Origin of the sequence: Pelagicoccus sp. SDUM812005 (genome assembly GCF_031127875.1) — a bacterium.
Taxonomy (GTDB): Bacteria; Verrucomicrobiota; Verrucomicrobiia; order Opitutales; family Opitutaceae; genus Pelagicoccus.
Genome location: NZ_JARXIA010000014.1, coordinates 1 through 19,586, shown reverse-complemented (window position 1 = coordinate 19,586; position 19,586 = coordinate 1). Strand labels below are relative to the sequence as shown.

General features: G+C 59.9%; 14 protein-coding genes. 10 read left to right on the top strand and 4 right to left on the bottom strand.

Annotation, left to right across the window (positions count from 1 at the left end):
* Positions 1–153: 153 nt before the first annotated feature.
* From QEH57_RS15880 to QEH57_RS15870, 3 genes are all read left to right on the top strand, one after another.
* Entirely contained in the window at positions 154–1,041 is an 888-nt protein-coding gene (locus QEH57_RS15880; protein ID WP_309007746.1) for an SDR family oxidoreductase, read from the top strand.
* Entirely contained in the window at positions 1,038–1,496 is a 459-nt protein-coding gene (locus QEH57_RS15875) for a DoxX family protein (protein WP_309007745.1), read from the top strand. Before QEH57_RS15880 ends, QEH57_RS15875 begins: the two co-directional genes overlap by 4 nt.
* A 199-nt stretch (positions 1,497–1,695) precedes the next feature.
* Entirely contained in the window at positions 1,696–2,379 is a 684-nt protein-coding gene (locus QEH57_RS15870; RefSeq protein ID WP_309007744.1) for a TorF family putative porin, read from the top strand.
* A gap of 410 nt (positions 2,380–2,789) precedes the next feature.
* On the opposite strand, the gene QEH57_RS15865 is transcribed toward QEH57_RS15870, so the two are convergent.
* From QEH57_RS15865 to QEH57_RS15850, 4 genes are all read right to left on the bottom strand, one after another.
* The gene (locus QEH57_RS15865) at positions 2,790–4,370 is read right to left on the bottom strand and encodes a methyl-accepting chemotaxis protein (RefSeq protein WP_309007743.1); all 1,581 of its coding nucleotides are present in this window, start codon (positions 4,368–4,370) and stop codon (positions 2,790–2,792) included.
* A gap of 200 nt (positions 4,371–4,570) precedes the next feature.
* Positions 4,571–5,176 (bottom strand): RdgB/HAM1 family non-canonical purine NTP pyrophosphatase, encoded by a 606-nt coding sequence (gene rdgB / locus QEH57_RS15860; RefSeq protein ID WP_309007742.1) that lies wholly within the window; start codon positions 5,174–5,176, stop codon positions 4,571–4,573.
* Complete coding sequence (ribD, locus tag QEH57_RS15855; protein WP_309007741.1) at positions 5,151–6,284, bottom strand: bifunctional diaminohydroxyphosphoribosylaminopyrimidine deaminase/5-amino-6-(5-phosphoribosylamino)uracil reductase RibD; 1,134 nt, start codon at positions 6,282–6,284, stop codon at positions 5,151–5,153. The genes rdgB and ribD overlap by 26 nt, the downstream gene beginning before the upstream one ends.
* 89 nt (positions 6,285–6,373) lie before the next feature.
* Positions 6,374–7,012: an MBL fold metallo-hydrolase gene (locus QEH57_RS15850; RefSeq protein ID WP_309007740.1), complete on the bottom strand. Its 639-nt coding sequence runs from the start codon at positions 7,010–7,012 to the stop codon at positions 6,374–6,376.
* Between the two features lie 157 nt (positions 7,013–7,169).
* On the opposite strand from QEH57_RS15850, the gene QEH57_RS15845 reads away from it, so the two are divergent.
* From QEH57_RS15845 to QEH57_RS15815, 7 genes are all read left to right on the top strand, one after another.
* Positions 7,170–11,057 (top strand): two-component regulator propeller domain-containing protein, encoded by a 3,888-nt coding sequence (locus QEH57_RS15845; RefSeq protein WP_309007739.1) that lies wholly within the window; start codon positions 7,170–7,172, stop codon positions 11,055–11,057.
* 117 nt (positions 11,058–11,174) lie between these two features.
* On the top strand, positions 11,175–12,272 hold the full coding sequence (leuB, locus tag QEH57_RS15840) for a 3-isopropylmalate dehydrogenase (protein ID WP_309007738.1): 1,098 nt from the start codon (positions 11,175–11,177) through the stop codon (positions 12,270–12,272).
* 100 nt (positions 12,273–12,372) lie between these two features.
* Entirely contained in the window at positions 12,373–12,750 is a 378-nt protein-coding gene (locus tag QEH57_RS15835) for a GxxExxY protein (protein WP_309007737.1), read from the top strand.
* Between the two features lie 60 nt (positions 12,751–12,810).
* Positions 12,811–15,462, top strand: coding sequence for an alanine--tRNA ligase (gene alaS, locus QEH57_RS15830; RefSeq protein ID WP_309007736.1), 2,652 nt, complete (start codon positions 12,811–12,813; stop codon positions 15,460–15,462).
* Between the two features lie 163 nt (positions 15,463–15,625).
* On the top strand, positions 15,626–16,057 hold the full coding sequence (locus tag QEH57_RS15825) for a transposase (RefSeq protein ID WP_309007735.1): 432 nt from the start codon (positions 15,626–15,628) through the stop codon (positions 16,055–16,057).
* Between the two features lie 273 nt (positions 16,058–16,330).
* Positions 16,331–17,164: a hypothetical protein gene (locus tag QEH57_RS15820; RefSeq protein WP_309007734.1), complete on the top strand. Its 834-nt coding sequence runs from the start codon at positions 16,331–16,333 to the stop codon at positions 17,162–17,164.
* 138 nt (positions 17,165–17,302) lie between these two features.
* Positions 17,303–18,889 carry a glycoside hydrolase family 28 protein gene (locus QEH57_RS15815; protein ID WP_309007733.1) on the top strand — a complete coding sequence of 529 codons (1,587 nt, stop codon included), beginning with the start codon at positions 17,303–17,305 and terminating at the stop codon, positions 18,887–18,889.
* The last annotated feature ends 697 nt before the right edge of the window (positions 18,890–19,586 follow it).

Below are 19,586 nucleotides of genomic sequence, written 5' to 3'. Positions count from 1 at the left end.
CATTTACCTAGGGCACCACTTAAGGACCCCGCGCAAAATCGGTCATGTATCAATAGCTTAACTACGTTTTTTGATGCTTTTTCCTAAGGCTCCTCCTGAATCGATCCAAGGGCTTTACGTGCGCGAAAAAAGCGATAAGCTTCGCGGCAAACCTTGAATTCCACCCCTTCCACAGTCCTCGTTACCGGCTGCAGCTCCGGCATCGGCTACGAATTGATAAAGCTTTTCGAGCGGGGGCCCTATCGGATCGTCGCCACCGCCCTGCCGAGCTCGCTCGAGGAGCTGCAGGCGCGCCCGATCGCCCAAAGCCCCAAGGTCACCGTAGAGCCCTTGGACGTGGCCGACTACGCCGCCGGCACGGCCCTCGTCCGCAAGATCGAGAAGGAGATCGGTCCCGTGGACATCTTGGTCAACAACGCCGGCATCTCCTATCGTTCGACCGTGGAGGACATGACCGTCGAGGACGAACAGCGACAGCTGCAGGTCAACTACCTCGGAGCCATGCACCTCATTCGCGAATGCCTTCCCTCCATGCGGCGGCGACGAAAAGGCCGCATCGTAAACATTTCCTCCGTCGGAGGCATGATGGCGATGCCCACCATGGCCTCCTACTCCGCCTCCAAATTCGCGCTCGAAGGGGCCAGCGAAGCGCTCTGGTACGAGCTAAAGCCCTGGGGCATCCATGTCAGCCTGGTGCGGCCGGGATTCATCAACTCCCTCGCCTTCACCAAGGTGCTCTACTCCCGCAAAAAGGCGGCCGGGGAATCCTCCGAGGAATACAAGGGCCACTACGACAACATGAAGACCTTCGTCGAAAAGATCATGACCCGCACGCCCAGCACCTCCGCGGACGTAGCCAAGCGCATCTTCAAAGTCTGCCAAAGAAAAAGCCCTCCGCTTCGAGCCGCCGGCACCCCGGATGCCACCCTCTTCTACTTCCTCCGGCGCATCCTGCCGCGCTTCCTTTACCACAAGCTACTCTTTCGATCCTTGCCCGGCGTCAAAAGCTGGGGCCCCACAGACCCGGAGGCCCGATTATGAGCAAAGACTTCTCCGACCTCGTCTTCCGGCTGCTCTTCAGCCTGATCTTCATCGGCCTCGGCGGCGAGCACCTCGTCAGCGACGAGCTCATCCAAAAGCTGATGCCCGCCTGGGTTCCCAGCCCGCGGCTCGTATCCATATTTTGCGGACTGGTCCTTTTCCTCGGAGGCGGCATGATCGCAATCGGCTACCGCCTCAAGCTGGCGGCCATCCTGTTGGGCACCTTCCTCGTCGCCGTCACCGCCCTCGTGCACGCCCCCGCCTTGCAAGGCTACCTTTCGCCGGTGGCTTGCCCGGAAGACCAATGGATGTGGGATACCCTGCAACGCAGCAATTTCGTCAAGAACCTATGCCTGCTCGGGGTCTGCGCCATGCTGCCTTTCTACAGCACCGGAAAATGGTCGCTCGAAGCGATCCTGAAAGCCGGAAGCGAGCAGTCCTCCCAGGAGAGGTAGTTCCCCTATTTATGAGGGATATTACGGGTATAAGTAAATTTTGAATACGTTCATTTTTTACTTCCAAAGCAGCCCCTTAAGCCCATGGTTCGTCGACTTTCAGAATTTCGCGGAACTTTCGTGAAAATTTGGAAACTAAGATCCGGGCCGTCTTATCAGCGGCCCTCATCAAACAAACTAACAAACTACAAATCAGAAAATGAAAACTAGAATCCTCGCTACTCTAGCGACGGCTGCTGGCCTCGTGTCGGCTGCCAACATCACTGCTCAAGAACTCGCTTACTCTGTAAGCTACGGCGTTGAGTCCGAGTACGTCTTCCGTGGCGTAGAAATCGCAAGCGAAAGCCTCCAGGGCAGCATCGAAGCCACTTACGGCGACGGCTACCTCGGCGTCTGGGCAAACGAAGCCCTCGACGACTTCGGCAGCAACGCTAGCGAATTCGACATCTACGGTGGTTGGGGCTACGCTCTCAACGACGCCATCACTCTGGACTTCGGCGGTACGCTCTACCACTACCCAGACGCCAAGGGTGACGACACATTCGAAGCCTACGTAGGCGCGTCTTTCGACACGGCTCTCTCGCCAAGCATCTACGTTTTCCACGACTTCGACCTCGAGACCTTCACTTTCGAAGGATCCATCGGCCACAGCGTCGAGCTCAACGAAGTATCCAGCGTAGACCTCGGCCTCACAGCCGGTTACGTCGACTTCGACAACGGCGGACAGTACGCTTACTACGGCGCCACTGCTGACTACGTTTACCAGTTGAGCGAGACCACAGACGTTGCAGTTGGCGTTCGCTACAGCACAAACGACAAGGACCTCGGCTTCTCTCCAGACGGTAACCTCTGGGGCGGCCTCTCCTTCACGCACAGCTTCTAGTCGAACTCCTTCCTCGCGAAGGAACGTTTAGTTTCTGGCCTGCTTCCGTACCGCACGGAGGCAGGCTTTTTTTTTGGTTAATCACCATTTTCCAGGGAGACGACCTCGGGCGATGCACCTTCGTTTCCCGCTACATCCTTCCCTGGCATCCGGGCAAAAAAAGTGCTGGCTCGGAGGCCCCCCTCCAAGCCAGCTATCCCTTTATTGTTGCCTTGATCCTGAACCTTAACGCGTTTCCGCGCAGTCCAAAGTAAAGAAAATCTGCTGGTGTATTAATGGTTTACTCTGGGTTTTTACCCCGAGTGTTTCACTGCATACAAACCACTATCGTTGCCGACGCCACATAGTTAAGCCAGATTCTCCAAAATTCCAGTCGCTGGATCAGTTTTTGCGATTTATTCGCAAGCTAGCTAATTCCAGAGCGAAACTTCTGAATTTTGCAAAACGCGCGGGCGATCGAAGTCGTTGCGAGCCACCGAAGCGGTTTTCGCCCGGGCTGCGGGCTTCCGGCTCGGCGGAGAAACCTCCACCGCATCGTTGCCGCAAAGCCGAGCCAAGTCGCTAACGGCCTGGTTTAAGGAAACCGCCTGCTGGCTCAATTCTTGGGCCGAGGCAGCGCTTTCCTCCGTGATGGCCGCATTCGATTGATAGGTATTTTCGATCTCCCGGATCGCCGCGTTGACCTGTCCCACGCCGTCACGGTTTTGGGAAACGGATTGGGCGATGTTGGCGACCAGCTCGTCGAGCTCCGCCGCCTTGGAAAGTATATCCTCCAAGCTGCGCGACACGCGGGTGCTCAACTCCACCCCGTGCTGGCTCTTGGCAATCGAGTCCTCGATCCGAGTCGAAGTCTCCTGGGCTGCCTTGGCGCTTCTCTGGGCCAAGTTGCGAACCTCGTCCGCGACCACCGCAAACCCCGAACCTGCCTCGCCAGCTCGAGCCGCCTCCACGGCGGCGTTCAAGGCGAGGATATTCGTTTGGAAAGCGATTTCGTCGATGGACTTGAGAATCTGGGAAATCCCGTCGCTGGAATCGCGAATCGCCGTCATCGCCGCCTCCATCTGGTCCATCTGCTTCTTGCCGTGGTTCGCAGCCTCGCGCGTCTGGTTCGCAATGTTGGTCGCCGCGTTAGCGGATTCCGCGTTTCGCCCCGTATTCTCCGCCAACACTTCCAAGGAAGCGCTGGCCTCCTGGATGGAGGCAGCCTCGCGGTTGGTCGAATCCGCCAAAGCCTGACCGTAGCTGGACACTTCCTGCGAAGCGCTGTCCACCACCGACGCGCCTTCGCGCAGCGAGTTTGCGATCTTCTGGATTTGTCCGGACAGCGAGCCACCCAACCAAATGCCTAAAGCCGTCGCCAAAGTAAAACCAAGGAACATCGCCCCCGAAGTGAACCAAATCAAACTCGCCGCATCCGCTTCGAATTGGGCACTGCGTTCGGCCGCCGCTTCGCTCTCGAATGCGTGCACCATATCAACGATAGCGTCGATCTCCTGGGTGGGGGCGCGATCGATCCCCTTGACGAGCGTGTCCACCACCCGATGGGCCAAGGGATCTGACGAATCGTAGTTGGCGATCGCCTTCCGATACGACTTGCCCAGACCGAGATGGGTCTTAGCGGCAGCGCTCACCGTCTCCGCCGGAACGCCGTTGTTTCGCAGCAGGACGCCCAAGTCCTTCAGGTTTCCTTGCACCACCTGCTCGCGTTCCTGGAAGCGCCCCCAATACTTGTCGTACTGGGACCGGTCGTTGCCGCGCAAGAGCGCGTTCTTCCATTCCTGGACTTGAATCTTGAAATTCACCTGAGCGGAGCGAGCAAGGTCGGTGGCCTCCACCAAAAAGACGCCTCGATCGTAGATTTCGGTGCGGATCTCAGTCATCGCCTTCTTGGATTCGCCCAATCCATACAGGCCTACCAAACCGATGAGCAGGCCTGTCGATGCGACGGCCAAGAAACCGCCAATCAATTTTTGCTTAAGTGTGAGTTGCATGTAGTCACGTTTTTGAATTCGAAAAGACAAGGAGCCCGAGGCCCCCTTTCGTGGTATTCACGTAACGGCGGTACACCCCTTAAGCTAAGGCGTCTTCTGGAATTAGGTCCGCTTGGCAGCAAATTCCCCCGATGCCCCTCAGGCTAGGTGAGGAACCTTTCCTAGTCGCAGCTAGGGAACGCCGAGGAACGCTCGCAACTCTACGCCCCCTTGGACCGTAGCCACGCTACGAGCTGCTCCATCGCTTTTCCGCGATGGCTCAATCCAGCCTTCTCCGAACGGCTCAATTCGGCGAAGGTCTTCGAGAAGCCGTCCGGGACGAACACCGGATCGTAGCCGAAACCGCCTTCGCCCTGCTTCGCTTCAATGATTCGGCCACGGCATTCCCCCGCAAAAATCTGCTCCTCCCCCGTCGCCGAGACGAGGGCGAGGTGACACTGGAATCCAGCGGAGCGATCAACTGCCCCCAGAGCCTCCAGCGACTTCAGCAACTTGTCCGTGTTTTCGGCATCGCTCGCGCCTTCGCCGGCGTAGCGAGCGGAATACACCCCAGGAGCGCCGTCCAGTGCGTCCACGCAAAGCCCGCTATCGTCGGCCAAGGCGCAGGCCCCCGAAGGGAGGCGGGTCGCCAAGGCCCTAGCCTTCTTGAGGGCATTTCCGGAAAAGCTATCCTGATCCTCTACCACCTCCGGCATGCCTCCCAAGGCCGCCGGACCGTGAACTTCCATCGCTAAACCAGCCGCCGCCAGCATGGCCCGCAGCTCCTCGATCTTGTGGGCGTTACCCGTTGCTAAATACAGTTTCATCGACGTCCAAACGCGCTGGGTAGTTTACGAATCCTCGCATGAGCTGGTCGTCGCCGAAAACCTCATGCCGCACCTTTTCCAAGCGAATCGCTTGGGCGAGCCGCTCGGTGCGCAAGCCGCGATAGACGGACTTGGCCTTGTCGTCCCCCATCATGATCGGCGCCCGGTAGTTGAAATGGTAGTTGAGCTCGCGCATATGCAGCAGCTCGCTCACGAGCCGGCTGCCGCCCTCGAAATAGACGCCGGTAATGCCGACGTCGGCGCAGCGCTTGCGGAAGACGGAGAAAGGAACCTTCATGTTTTCGGCCGGCAGCACCCACACGTTCACGCCTTCCGTTTCCAGACGGCGAATGTATCCAGTGCCCGCCGCATCCGTCGTCACCACGATCGTGTTGTCGCGAAAGTCGTCCGTGTAGATGGTCGGCAGGTAGCGCTCCATGGCAGTGCGCAGCAATCCGTCGAACACGAAGCGCATGCCGCACCACTCCGGCTCCCCTTCGATGCGACTGGTCAGGCGCGGATCGTCCTCCACCAAGGTTCCGGCCCCAACCGCGATCGACGGGAAGAGGCGACGCCACTTCATCACGTTTTGGCGGGCCTGTTCGCCGGTGATCCACTTGGACTCGCCGGTGCGGCAGGCAATCTTCCCGTCCAAGGTCGTCGCCGACTTCGCGGCAAAAATGGGGATGCGGTGCTGTACCCAGAAGTTGGATATCAAATTCAAGTCCTCGCAGTCCTCGATCAGGATGCGACGTTCGACCTTCACTCCCGCTTCCTTGAGGGCGTCGGCCCCCTTGTTGGCGTGGTCCGGCACCGGATCGCTGGCGCCGATCACCACGTAGCGCACGCCGGACTCCTTGATGGCTCGCACTCCCGACTCCAAACGATTCGAGCTGGGCCCGGGCTCCATGGTGAGAAAGAGGCTCGCCCCCTCCTTGGGCTTGCGGCCCAGCGCCTCGAACAAGCGAATCTCGGGAGCCGTGGAGCTGGGCTGCTCCACGTAGGAGGTCGCCACCACCTGGCCCTGCTCGACCAAGGCGGCTCCAATCATCAACTGCGGATGGGTGCGGCCCCAGCCCTTGCGGGCTTCGTCGAGGGCAACTTTCATGAAAGTCTCTTTTTCGGACTGGGTCATATCTCTAGAGGGATCGGCTAACGCGCTCTCTTAGAACGAATTTTGCTGCGGCGCGCAATTCCCTATTCGCCGGATACATAGGGATTGTACGAGATCTCCTCGCCCACCGTCGTGTTCGGACCATGCCCGGGCAAAACCGTCGTATCCTGCGGCAAAGTATAGATCCGCTCCCGGATCGATCGTTCCAATTGCTGGAAACTCCCTCCCGGCAGATCCGTCCGGCCAATCCCGCCCGCGAACAGGGCATCTCCCACGAAAGCGGCCTTCGCCTCGGGAAAGTAGAACAGGACGTTGCCCGGACAATGTCCCGGCACGTGCCTCACTTCGCATTGCAGCCCGAGGAGGGAAAGCTTCGTCCCGTCCTCCACCCAGTGGTCGATCTGGAAGCCGCGCAACTCGAGGTCAGGCGGATAGGTGTAGGCCCGCATGCATTCCGGACTTTCGAACATCATCTGGTCCGCCTTGTGCCCGTAGAGCGGTACCCCTCGGTCCGCAAAGGTCGCCACGTCCCCGATGTGGTCGTAGTGGCCGTGGGTAATCAAAACGGCCTTCAGCTCGCAGGAGTCCTCCGCCAAGGCAGGATCCACGTCTTTCGAGACGTCGTTCGGGGCGTCGATCAATACGGCTTCCCCTCGGTCCGTATCCGTGATCAGAAACGCATTGGTCTGAATCGAGCCGGCCGGAAAAATTCTTACGTTCAAAGGCATGAAGCCACGGCATAGAGCCTTCGCACTGAAATTCAACCCCCAACAGCCACATCTAGCATAAGCGCGGGGCAGGCTTGCGCTCTACGAATTATCACGCAATTCTTCCCTACTTCCAAAGACGCTTTCCTCTCACTGACGCCCTTCCTCGCCTGTGCCTTACCGACGCACTTTTCCATTTTCCCGACCGCTCCAGCTCCTCTTCGCCATCTTCGCGGCCATCCTTGCGAGCGCCCCCCCCGGATCGGCTCGTAACTTGGATTTCGCGAACTTGCCGGCGGACTGGAAACTCAACGACCTGCAGCTGGAGACCGTCAACCTTTTCGGCAACAAGTCCGCCGGACGTATCCAAACCATCAACCAACTGGGCAACGGGCTCATTTGGGTCGGCAGCCAGCAAGGCCTCTTCCGCTACGACGGCCGCCGCGTGCGCTCCTTCGTGCGCGATCCACACGACCCCGCCAGCCTGCCGAACGACAGCATCCGCACCCTCCACGTGGACCTGCAAGACCGCCTGTGGATCGGCACGGAACAGGGCCTCGCCCTCTACGAGCCGATCCGCGAGCAATTCGTTCGCTACCTGCAAGCCCAGCAAACCGGAGACCTACCCATCGAAACCCAAGTCAACGGCATCGTCCACAGCAGCGACGGCACCGTCTACGCCGCCAACGAAGCGGGCCGCATCTTCAAGTTCGACGAAAACCTGCGGGACTTCGTGCCCATCACCGAAAAGCGCTTCGGTCCAGTCAAGTCTCTCAGCGCCGATCCCGCCGGCCGCCTCTGGATCGGCTCCGCCAACGCCCTCTACTCCCTCGATCCCGCCACCTCGCAGGTCCAAGCCTTCGAGGAAGCCATCGCCACCGAAGACGGCGTATCCATTAACTACGTCACCTCCATCTACTACCTCGACGACAGCGAGGTGTGGATCGGCACCACCATCAAGGGGCTCCTGGCGCTCGACACCATCGACGGCACGTATCAAGGCTTCCAATACAGCAACCAACCGGAAGCCTACGTAAATGAAGTCTGCGGGGACAAAGCGGGGCGCATCTGGACCGTCAGCAACGCTGGCCTGAGCATAATCGATCGCGAAACCCGCAAGGCGATAGCCACTCCCTCGCGAGACGGGGCAAACATCAACGCCCCGCCGAGCGGAATCAACACCCTCTTCGTCGACCACCAAGGCACCATCTGGGTCGGCAGCAACTACGACGGCGTCAGCAAGTCCACCAGCTACAAGCGCTTCGAAACCATCGACCTGCACCAGCGCAACCCCGACGTCCGCCCCTTCGCTCCCGCCGCCGCCTTTCTCGAGGACCGCAAAGGCAATCTCTGGGTCGGGCACCCCAAGTCCGGCTTAGCCATGTATCCACGAAACGGCGACGACGTCCTGAAAGTCACCCACGACCCCAGCGATCCGAGTTCGCTCAGCGACCAGCCCATTCTCTGCCTGTACGAAGATTCCCGAGCCTGGATCTGGATCGGCACCTATCGAGGCGGACTCTACCGCTACATCCCGGAATCCGCCGAACTCACAGCCTTCCACCACGACCCGAACGACCCCAGCTCTATCGGCGGCCACGACATTCGCGACATCACCGAAGACAAGGACGGAACCCTTTGGATATCTACCCACGGCAGCGGGGTCGCGCACTACGATCCGCAAAGCGGAACGTTTACGAACTATACCTTGAGCAATCGCCACGAAACGGGCTTCTACCTGCACAACAACTGGATCAACACCCTGCTCATCGACAGCCAGCAGCAAACCTGGCTCGCCGCCCGCAACGGATTGGTTCGCCTTTCGAAAGACCGCAGCTCCCACACCCTCTTCACCGCCGACGAAATCGTTCCAGGCAGCCTGACCAGCTCCCAGGTGACCGACCTCTTCGAAGACTCGAAAGGCCGCCTCTGGGTGGCCACCCGCGACGGGCTCCACCTCTTCCTGTCGGAAAGCGACAGCTTCAAGAACTACTCCCTCTCCGACGGCCTTCCGGACCGCTCCATTTCCTCCATCATCGAAGACGACCGCGGCTTCCTCTGGCTCGGTACCCTCGGCGGACTCGCTCGCTTCGATCCCCGCACCGAAACCACCCGCTCCTACGATACGACGGACGGACTCGTCAGCGACGACTTTTTCGAAACCAGCGTGTCCAAGGGCATCGGCGGCGTCCTCTACTTCGGACAAAACAAAGGGCTCACCCGCTTCGACCCAAACGAGATCGTAGAGGACACCGAAACGCCAAACGTATTCATTACAGGACTACGCATCTTCGGCGACCCGCTAGAGGTTTCGGACGACGGCCCCCTTACCCGCAGCTTGCTCAAGACCTCCAAGGTAAACCTCCGCTTCGACCAAAACGCCCTCGTGTTCGAGTTCGTCGCCATCGACTTCAAAAACCCCGCTAAGAACCTCTACAAGTACAAGCTGGAAGGCTTCGACCGGGACTGGACCCAGGCCAGCGCCCGGGCCGAAGCCGTCTACACCAACATCCCTCCCGGCAAGTACGTCTTCCGTGTGCAAGCCGCCAACATCGATGGCTACTGGAACACCCAGGGCGACTCCCTAGCCATCGAAATCACGCCTCCCTTCTGGGGAACCATGGCCTTCCGCATCGCGCTCGCCCTCTTCATTATAATAGTGCCCGTCGCCCTCTTCGTTTGGAGAATCAACTCCATCCGCAACGAAGCCCGCCGCCTGGAGCTCGCCGTAGCCGAGCGGACCAAGGACCTCAAGCAGGCCAACATCTGGCTCGAGGAAGCGAACGCCAAGACCCAGTCCCACGGAGAGCTGCTCGAGCAAACCGTCCGCGAACGCACCCGCGAACTGGAGATAGCCAAGCAGAAGGCAGAACACTCGGACCGCCTCAAATCCGCCTTCCTCGCCAACATGTCGCACGAGATCCGCACCCCGATGAACGCCATCATCGGCTTCCTGCACATGCTGGAAAGCGCCGACCTCGACCCGGAGGAACGCAAGCGCTTCCACGAGATCATCAACCAGAGCAGCCAGTCCCTCATGTCCCTCATCGACGACATCCTGGACCTCTCCGCCATCGAAGCCGGCGAAGCCGAAATCGCGCCCGTGGTCTGCAACATCGACGAAATCTGCGAGGAGCTCGGCGCCCTCTTCCGCGAGTCCCTGCTCGCCCAAAAGAAGGGCAAGGTCAGCTTCAAGGTGGAGCGAAACATTCCGGAGCCTATCCTCAGCGACCCGCCGCTTACCACCGTCACCGACCCGCTACGCCTCAAGCAAGTCCTCTGGAACCTGCTCTCCAACGCCCTCAAGTTCACCGAAGAAGGCGAAATCCGGCTGGGCATCACCGTGCGCGAATCCGCCACCCCAGGCCAAATGGAGATCGAATACTCCGTCAAGGATTCCGGAATCGGAATTCCCAAGGAAGAACACCAGCGCATCTTCAACCGCTTCCACAAGCTGGACGAGGACGGAAAGAAGCTCTACCGCGGCACCGGACTCGGCCTCACCATCACCCATACGCTGACCACCCTCATGCACGGCACCATCACCCTCCAGTCCGAGCCCAACGTCGGCACCGAGTTCTTCGTCACCTTCCCCTTCATCCGCGAAATCGAAAACGCCCCCAGCAAGGCAGGGCGAGCCATCCCCGCCCCTAACTTCCTCGAAGCCGACCTGTCCGGCTACAACTTGCTGGTAATCGAAGACGAAGCCCCCAACTTCGAGTACATCAGCCGCGTGCTCAAGAAGACCGGCATCAAGATCGAGTGGGTCGACCGCGGCGGGGCCGCCGTGGAACGATTCCAGAGCCAATCCTTCGACCTGGTCCTGCTCGACCTCAAGCTTCCCGAAGTCGACGGCTACGAAGTCGCCGCCCAGATCCGCGCCCTTTCGCCCGACATCCCAATCGTAGTGCAATCCGCCTACGCCATGCGAGAGGACATCCTCAAATCCCAAAAGGCCGGCGCCAACGAACACCTCTCCAAGCCCTTCAGCCCCAAGGAACTCATGAACGCGCTCACCAAATACCTGCTCGCCTCCGATCCCAAACGGAGCGGCAACTAGCGAACCTTAGGCCACGCCCCAGCCAAGCCCTTCCGCAAACCCTTCTCCATCCCATTTACTAGACTGCCTAAAATTACGCTTTAAAAAGCCGCGTTTTCCCCCTCAATGGGCCGCTTCATGAAAACGCTCAAATTCGCAGTTCTCCCCGGTGACTACATCGGCCCGGAAGTAATGTCCGTCGCGCTCGACGTCCTCAAGGCCGCTACCGAGCCCGCAGGCATCACCCTCGACTACACCGAAGCCCACGTCGGCGGCGCTGGAATCGACAACGAAGGCAAGGCCCTCCCCGACTCCACCATCAAGATTTGCGAAGAAGCCGACGCCATCCTCTTCGGCTCCATCGGCGGCCCCAAGTGGGAATCCCTCCCACCCGAAGAACAGCCCGAGCGCGCCGCCCTCCTGCCCATCCGCAAGCACTTCAACCTCTTCGCCAACCTTCGCCCCGGCCTCCTCTACAAGGAGCTCACCGACGCCTCACCGCTCAAGACCGAGCGCATCCCCGAAGGCATCGACATGGTCTGCGTGCGCGAGCTCACCGGCGGCATCTACTTCGGACCCAAGCGCACCGAGACCCTCGAGGACGGCGACATCCAAGCCACCGACGAGATGGTCTACAAGAAGAGCGAGATCGAACGCATCCTCGACGTCGCCATCGCCTCCGCCAAAGCCCGCTCCGGCAAGATCTGTTCCGTAGACAAGGCCAACGTGCTCACAACCTCCGTGCTCTGGCGCAAGACCGCCATCGAGTACGTCGCCAAGCACGCCCCCGAGATCGAGCTCACCCACATGTACGTCGACAACGCCGCCATGCAGATGGCACGCGACCCGAACCAGTTCGACGTCATCGTAACCGAAAACATGTTCGGTGACATCATTTCCGACGAGATGGGCATCGTCTGCGGCAGCCTCGGCATGCTCTCCTCCGCCTCCCTCGGCACCGGCAAGAACAAGTACGACCTGCCCTTCGGCCTCTACGAGCCCTCCGGCGGCACCGCTCCCGACATCGCCGGCAAAGGCATCGCCAATCCCTGCGCCCAGATCCTCTCCGCCGCTCTCATGCTCCGCTACAGCTTCGGCGAAAACGAGATCGCGGAAAAGATCGAGAAAGCCGTCAAGCAAGCCGTCATGGACGGATACCGCACCGGCGACATCTCCTTCGGCAAGCCCAGCATCGGCACCAAAGAAATGGCCGCCGCCATCATCGAACGCCTGTAAGTCTCAAGTCGCCCACGAAGGACACGAAGTTTCACTAAGTTGGATCTGTTACTCCAACATACTTCTGTCCTTCGTACCCAAACCAAAACTCAGGAATCAAATGACTCAAATAATTCACAAAGAGGAAACCTACAAAATCATAGGCGCCGCCATCGAAGTTCACAAAGAGCTCGGCCACGGCTTTTTAGAGGCAGTCTTTCAAGAAGCCCTAGAAATCGAATTTGAAGATCAAGCAATTCCCTTTGTGTCACAAAAACAACTACAGATTCACTACAAAGGACGGATACTCAAAAAACAGTATATCGCAGACTTCCTGGTGCATGACGACATCCTCATAGAAATCAAAGCCATCGATAGACTAACCTCCAAAGAAGAGTCCCAAGTAATCAACTACCTAAACGCCACTAATTTAAAGCTAGGCCTCCTCATCAATTTTGGCAGCGAAGGAAAACTAGAATGGAAAAGACTAGTTAACTAGCCGCACTTCCCAATCCTTCGTGCCACTTCGTGTCCTTCGTGGGCCAAAAAAACTTCCAGCATGACCTCCAACGAAATTCGCCAGTCCTTTCTCGACTTCTTCGCCTCCAAGCAGCACGCCATCGTGCCGTCCGCCTCCCTCATGCCGGACGCCCCGAACCTGCTCTTCACCAACGCGGGCATGAACCAGTTCGTCCCCTACTTCCTCGGCGAACGCGAGCCCTCCAGCCGCCGCATCACCGACACCCAGAAGTGCATCCGGGCCGGAGGTAAGCACAACGACCTCGAAGACGTCGGCCTCGACACCTACCACCACACCTTCTTCGAGATGCTCGGAAACTGGTCCATCGGCGACTACTTCAAAAAAGAGGCCATCGAATGGGCCTGGGAACTCATCACCGACGTCTGGAAGTTCCCCAAGGAACGCCTCTACGCCTCCGTCTACCGCCCCGCCGAAGGCGACCCCGCCGAGTTCGACCAGGAAGCCTACGACTTCTGGAAAGCCATCTTCGAAAAGGAAGGCCTCGATCCCGAAGTCCACATCATCTACGGCAACAAGAAGGACAACTTCTGGATGATGGGCGACACCGGCCCCTGCGGCCCCTGCTCCGAGCTCCACGTCGACCTCACCCCCGAAGGCGACACCAAGGGCAAGCTCGTCAACGCCGACTCCCCTTACTGCATCGAGATCTGGAACCTCGTCTTCATCCAGTTCAACGCCACTCCGGAAGGGGACTTCGTCCCCCTCAAGTCCCAGCACGTCGACACCGGCATGGGCTTCGAACGCGTGGCCGGCATCATGGCCACGTCGAAGAACTTCACTGACTTCTCGACGCCACCGTCCAACTACAACTCCGACCTCTTCGACACCCTCTTCCAAGAGTTCGAAAAGCTCTCCGGGCACACTTACCAACGCACCCTCCCCGCGGATCTCGACAACATCTCCGAGGTCGAGATGAAGGACATCATCTTCCGCGTATTGGCTGACCACATACGCTGCCTCAGCTGCTCCATCGCCGACGGCATCCTGCCCGGCAACGAAAGCCGCAACTACGTCCTGCGCCGCATCCTGCGCCGCGCCGTCATGTACGGACGCAAGCTCGGCCTCGAAAACGGCTTCTTCGCCAAGCTCGTCCCCGTCGTCGTCAAGCAGCTCGGCCACGTCTTCCCCGAGCTCAAGCAACAAGAAGAGATCATCCAAAAGATCATCAAGTCCGAAGAAGACGCCTTCGGCCGCACCCTCGACCGCGGCATCCAGCTCTTCGAGAAGATCGCCGCCGACGAAGGAAAGATCTCAGGCCTCGACGCCTTCACCCTCTACGACACTTACGGTTTCCCGCTCGACCTCACCGAGCTCATGGCCAAGCAAAAAGGCATCTCCGTCGATACCGCCGGCTTCGAGGTCGAGATGGAAAAGCAGCGCACCAAGGCCCGCGCATCCCAGAAGAAGACCGACATCCTCGTCGCCGATTCCGACGCGCCCGCCCAAGCCACCAAGTTCGTCGGCTTCGACACCCTCGCCGACGAAGCCGAGCTCATCGACATCGTCAAGACCGACGACGCCTCGTATTTGGTTTTCAACCACACCCCTTTCTACGCTGAAATGGGCGGCCAGGTCGGCGATACCGGTGAGATCAACTTCGACGACGCGCACTTCGACGTGCTCGACACCGTCAAGGATCCCAACGGCCGCTTCCTCCACAAGGTAGCAGGCGACCTAGACGCCATCTCGACCGGACAAGAAGCCAACCTCATCGTGGCCCACGACCGCCGCAAGGCCATCGAACGCCACCACTCCGCAACCCACGTGTTGCACTGGGCACTACGAAAGGTGCTCGGCACCCACGTGCGCCAAGCCGGTTCCTACGTCGACGACAAGCGCCTGCGCTTCGACTTCTCCCACTTCGAAGCCGTCAAGCCCGACGAGCTCGCCCTCGTCGAAAAACTCTGCAACGAGCAATTGCTCGCCAACAGCAAGGTCGTCTGGTTCGAAACCCCCTTCGACCAAAAGCCGGAAGGCGTCATGGCCGAATTCGGCGAAAAGTACGGCGACGTCGTTCGCGTAGTCGACATCGGCGGCTTCTCCAAGGAACTCTGCGGCGGTACCCACGTGCGCGGCTCCGGCGAGATCGGCCTCCTCAAGATCGTAAGCGAATCCGGCATCGCCGCCGGCACCCGCCGTATCGAAGCCATCGCTGGCGACGCCCTGTATTCGCATCTCAACGACATCGAAGCCACCCTCGCCACCGCTTCCAAAAGCCTTTCCGCCGCTCCCGCCGACCTTCTCAAGAAGATCGACAGCGTGCTCGCCCGCAACGCCGAGCTCGAAAAGCAGCTCAAAAGCTTCCAGCAAAAAGCCAGCGGCAACCTCGCCGACGACCTCCTCAAGTCCGCCAAGGACTCAGGCGGCCTCAAGCTCGTCGCCGCCAAGGTCGACGCCACCGATCCCAACGCCCTGCGCCAGCTCGGAGCCAACCTCATCGGCAAGCTCGGCGAAGGCGTCGTAGTGCTCGGAGCCGAAGTCAAAGGCAAGGTCAGCATCGTCGCCTTCAGCAGCCAGAACGCGATTTCCGCAGGCCACAAAGCCGGCGACATCATCCGCGACCTCACCGCCAAGCTCGACGGCCGCGGCGGAGGCAAGCCCGACTTCGCCATGGGCGGCGCCGCCAACGTCGCCGAACTAGAGAGCACCCTGAAAGCCTTCAGCCTCTAGGTAGGGCGGGCACGCCGTTGCACGCCGCAAAGCCCATCCTCACAGAGCCCCTTTCACACCCCGACCGCCGCGGTCCGCCCGGCGGTCGGCCCCTACCCCCATGGCACGCCGTGCGCGCCGCGGAACCAACCTAGCACCCCTCCCCCGAAATAACCGCCCCACCGTGTTACCCCAACGCAAACGGCTCCCCCACGAGCAGCCACCTTGGGTGCCCGACGACGCCCTTTACTTCATTACAGTCAACTGCGCGCAACGCCATGCCAACACCCTCGCCCATTCGCAAATGGCCAACGCTCTTTTCGACACAGTAGCTTACCGCGAGAAGCTCCTCCAATGGAAAGTGCACCTCATGCTGCTCATGCCCGACCACCTGCACGCCTTCATCGTATTTTCGCCCTTCCAATCGATAAAAAAGACCATCTCCGACTGGAAGCGATTCACCGCAAGCGCGCTCAAGATCGACTGGCAAAGCGACTTCTTCGAGCACCGCATCCGCAACCAAGCCGAGCTCGACGAAAAGTGGAGCTACGTGCTGCAAAACCCAGTCCGGGCCGGCCTCTGCCTAAACCCCGAAGATTGGAAATTCAAAAGGTAGGGCGAGACCGCCGGGCTCGCCGCAAAGCCCATCCTCGCAGAACCCAACCCCCAAGGTAGGGCGAGACCGCCGGGCACGCCGCAAAGCCCATCCTCCCAGAACCCTTTCACAACCCGCCCCCCCACGGTCCGCCCGGCGGTCGGACCCTACCTCCTCCCTCCCATCGCCCCTCCCATATCCTCAAAACACCGAGGAAACTTGTGCTGACACCTACCCTCCCCTAAACTAACCGCACAATCGCCCACAACGTTCCCCTCAATCCCAATCGCCCGCGTGAAACAGCCAAGCTTCTCCCCCTTGTCCACCCTCGTCGCCTGCAGCTGCTCGCTCCTCGCCATTCCCGTCCTCCAGGCCGCCAAACTCGACGGCGAACAAATCCTACGAAAGACCCTTAGCCTGTATGCCTCCGCTGGATACTACTCCTGCCAGGCCAGCATCGAAGAGGAGATCACCCTCCACCACGACTACAGTGAGCTCGAGCAGGGCATGAGCAGCACCACGGTCCCCCTGGCCCACCCTTGCTCGCTGACCTACCGTCGCCCCGACCAGTTCGACGCCCAATGGTCCATCGTCGACACCTCCGCCCAAGTGCAACGCTCCGGCAGCCTCTCCACAGCGGAAGACATCTACATCCTCGCCCACCAATACCCCACACGCCCCGAGCTCACCGAAGAGCCCGACCAGTACCAAAGCCTCGACCAGGCCATCGACTACTCGGAATTCGCCAGCCTGCGCTTCACCAGCACCCTGCGGGACTTTCTCGATCCCGCCTTCCACGACGACCTGCTCGCCAACGAGATACGCCTCTCCGGCACCCGCAAGCTGGGCAAGCTACGTTGCTACGTCCTGAGGCTCGAAGGCTACAAAAGCATGACGCTCTGGATCGACCGCAACAATTTCGCCCTCTGCAAAATCGACTACGCCGCCGACTTCGGCACCCTGCAAAGCGAAGCGGCCTGGCTCGACTGGAAGCTCAACCAAGCCCAGCTCGCCCTCGACCCCGACTCCGAACGCATCCACCGGCGACTCAACCTCTACCGCGACCCGCCCAACATCCGCTCCAACTCCTACTCCATCCTCTTTCGCTCCCAAAATATCCAACCCTAGGATACAGCGAAACGCCTCCCTCCCCGCACAGGAAGACCTAGCCTCGAAGGGCAGCCCCCTTCCAAAAACCGCGCCTCAAACTGTCCGGCTGCGAACTCCCTTGGATTAGACAACGGTCCCGCACAGCCTCCCGACCGCATGCCTTCCGCCCTTTTCAATGTCCGCGACTACGGAGCTGCCGGCGACGGTGTCTCCCTCGATACCCACGCCTTACAAAAAGCGATCGACGACGCCCACGCCACCGGCGGCGGCACCGTCCACTTTCCAGCGGGTACCTACCCCTCCTATACCCTTCACCTGCGCTCCCGCATATCCCTCCTGCTCGAGCCAGGAGCCACCCTGCTCGCCGCCTACCCCGATCCGGAAAGCCAAACAGGCTACGACCTACCCGAAGCTTCACCCTCCGGCGAAAAAGGGTATCAGGACTTTGGACACAGCCACTTCCGCAACAGCCTCATCTACGGCGAGGACCTCGAGCAAATTTCCATCGTCGGCTTCGGCGCCATCGACGGACTCGCCCTGGCCGGCGCCCATCACGTCAGCCGGTCCGGCGAGCCGCCAAGCCCCTTCCAAGGCCCCAACCACGGCGACATCGACGACTTCCACGACTACGATCTCGGCGAGCTTCCGTACCAAGCCAACAAAGCCATCGCCCTCAAGAATTGCCGCAGCGTCACCCTGCGCGACTTCACCCTCTTTCGCGGCGGCCACTTCGCCCTGCTCGCCACCGGCGTCGACAACCTCACCATCGATAACCTAAAAGTGGATACCAACCGCGACGCCCTCGACATCGATTGCTGCCGCAACGTCCGCATCTCCAACTGCTCCATCAACTCGCCCCACGACGACGCCATCGTCCTCAAAACGTCCTACGCCCTCAACGAACTCCGCCCCTGCGAAAACATCACCATCGCCAACTGCGCCGTCAGCGGCTACAGCATCGGCTCCCTCATCGACGGCACCTATGACCGCAGCTTCCAGCGAGCCACCGACAACGACGGCCCCACCGGCCGCATCAAAATCGGCACCGAGTCCAACGGCGACTTCCGCAACATCGCTATCACCAACTGCACCTTCGACCATTGCCGCGGCCTCGCCCTCGAGACGGTCGACGGCGCCACCATCGAAGACGTCGTCGTATCCAATATCACGATGCGCGACATCGTCAACGCCCCCATCTTCCTCCGCTTAGGCGCCAGACGCCGCGGCCCAGAAGGCACCCCCATCGGCAAACTCCGCCGCGTAAGCATATCGAACGTCAACGTTCACGACGCCGACTCCCGCTACGCCTCCCAAATCGTCGGCGAACCAGGCCATCCCATCGAAGACATCAGCTTCCACAACATCCGCATCCAATACAAAGGCGGACTCACCCTAGAGCAAGTCGCCCAGCAGCCAGAGGCCCTGGTCAACCCCTTCTTTCTGCGAGCCGCAGAGCCCGGCGTCGTCGGTCCCCGCGATCCCTACAACGTCCCCGAGCGACCCGCCGCCTATCCGGAACCCAGCATGTTCGGCCTGCTGCCCGCGTCCGCTCTCTACGCCCGCCACGCCACGAACCTACGCTTCACAGACGTATCCTTCAACCTGATACAACCCGACGAACGCACGCCCATCGTCCTCGACGACGTGCGCGACATCCAGTTCCGCCACTGCCACTTCCCATTAGAAAACAAGTCTACCCCCTTCCACCTCACCCAAGTCACCAACCTCCAAAACCTACCTTGAGAAGGGACCTCTCCCCACCCTACCCCTCCCCGCAGCAACCCTCCACGAGTTACCCAAAACGCCACCCTGCTCATCAGAGCATTCTCCACCCCGTCCAAACCAAAGTTTCCTATAGCCACAAAAAGGCCCCAAAACCAAACCAACGAAGGACCTTCGCCATAACGAAGGCAGATCCTACCCTCTCTCCCCACTCTCGAATCGGGTCTTCGCCCTGAGTTCAACGAAGGGATCCAGCGCAGCGATGTTAATTCCTCCGCAGTGCAAGCTCCTACCAATCCACCACCCACTCAATCCACAAATTCAACACCCACTCATCACCCAAACGCCTCTTTGCTCATCAGAACAATGTTCCACCCCGCCACCAGCCCCAAAAAACCGAAAAATTCGCGTCATGTTTCGTCGCTTCGCTCCTCAAGTGTCAGTCAAGGACCCCAACTCCATATATCCCAAAACTATTCGCGTCCACGCTAGAGAATTTTTCGTTTGATCATTCGCATAAGGTAGGGCGGGACCGCCGGGCACGCCGCGTCTCCCTCATCACGCAGTACGACTAACCAAACGAAAAACGCTCTAGTGTGGTGTCAGCCAAGTTCCTTACTTATTTTATGGACCTTTCCTAGGATCAGGTCTGCGTCGGCGGTCCACTTGAACGGGCGCGGGCTCTGGTTGTAGGCGTCGATGAAGTCGCGGATCGCTT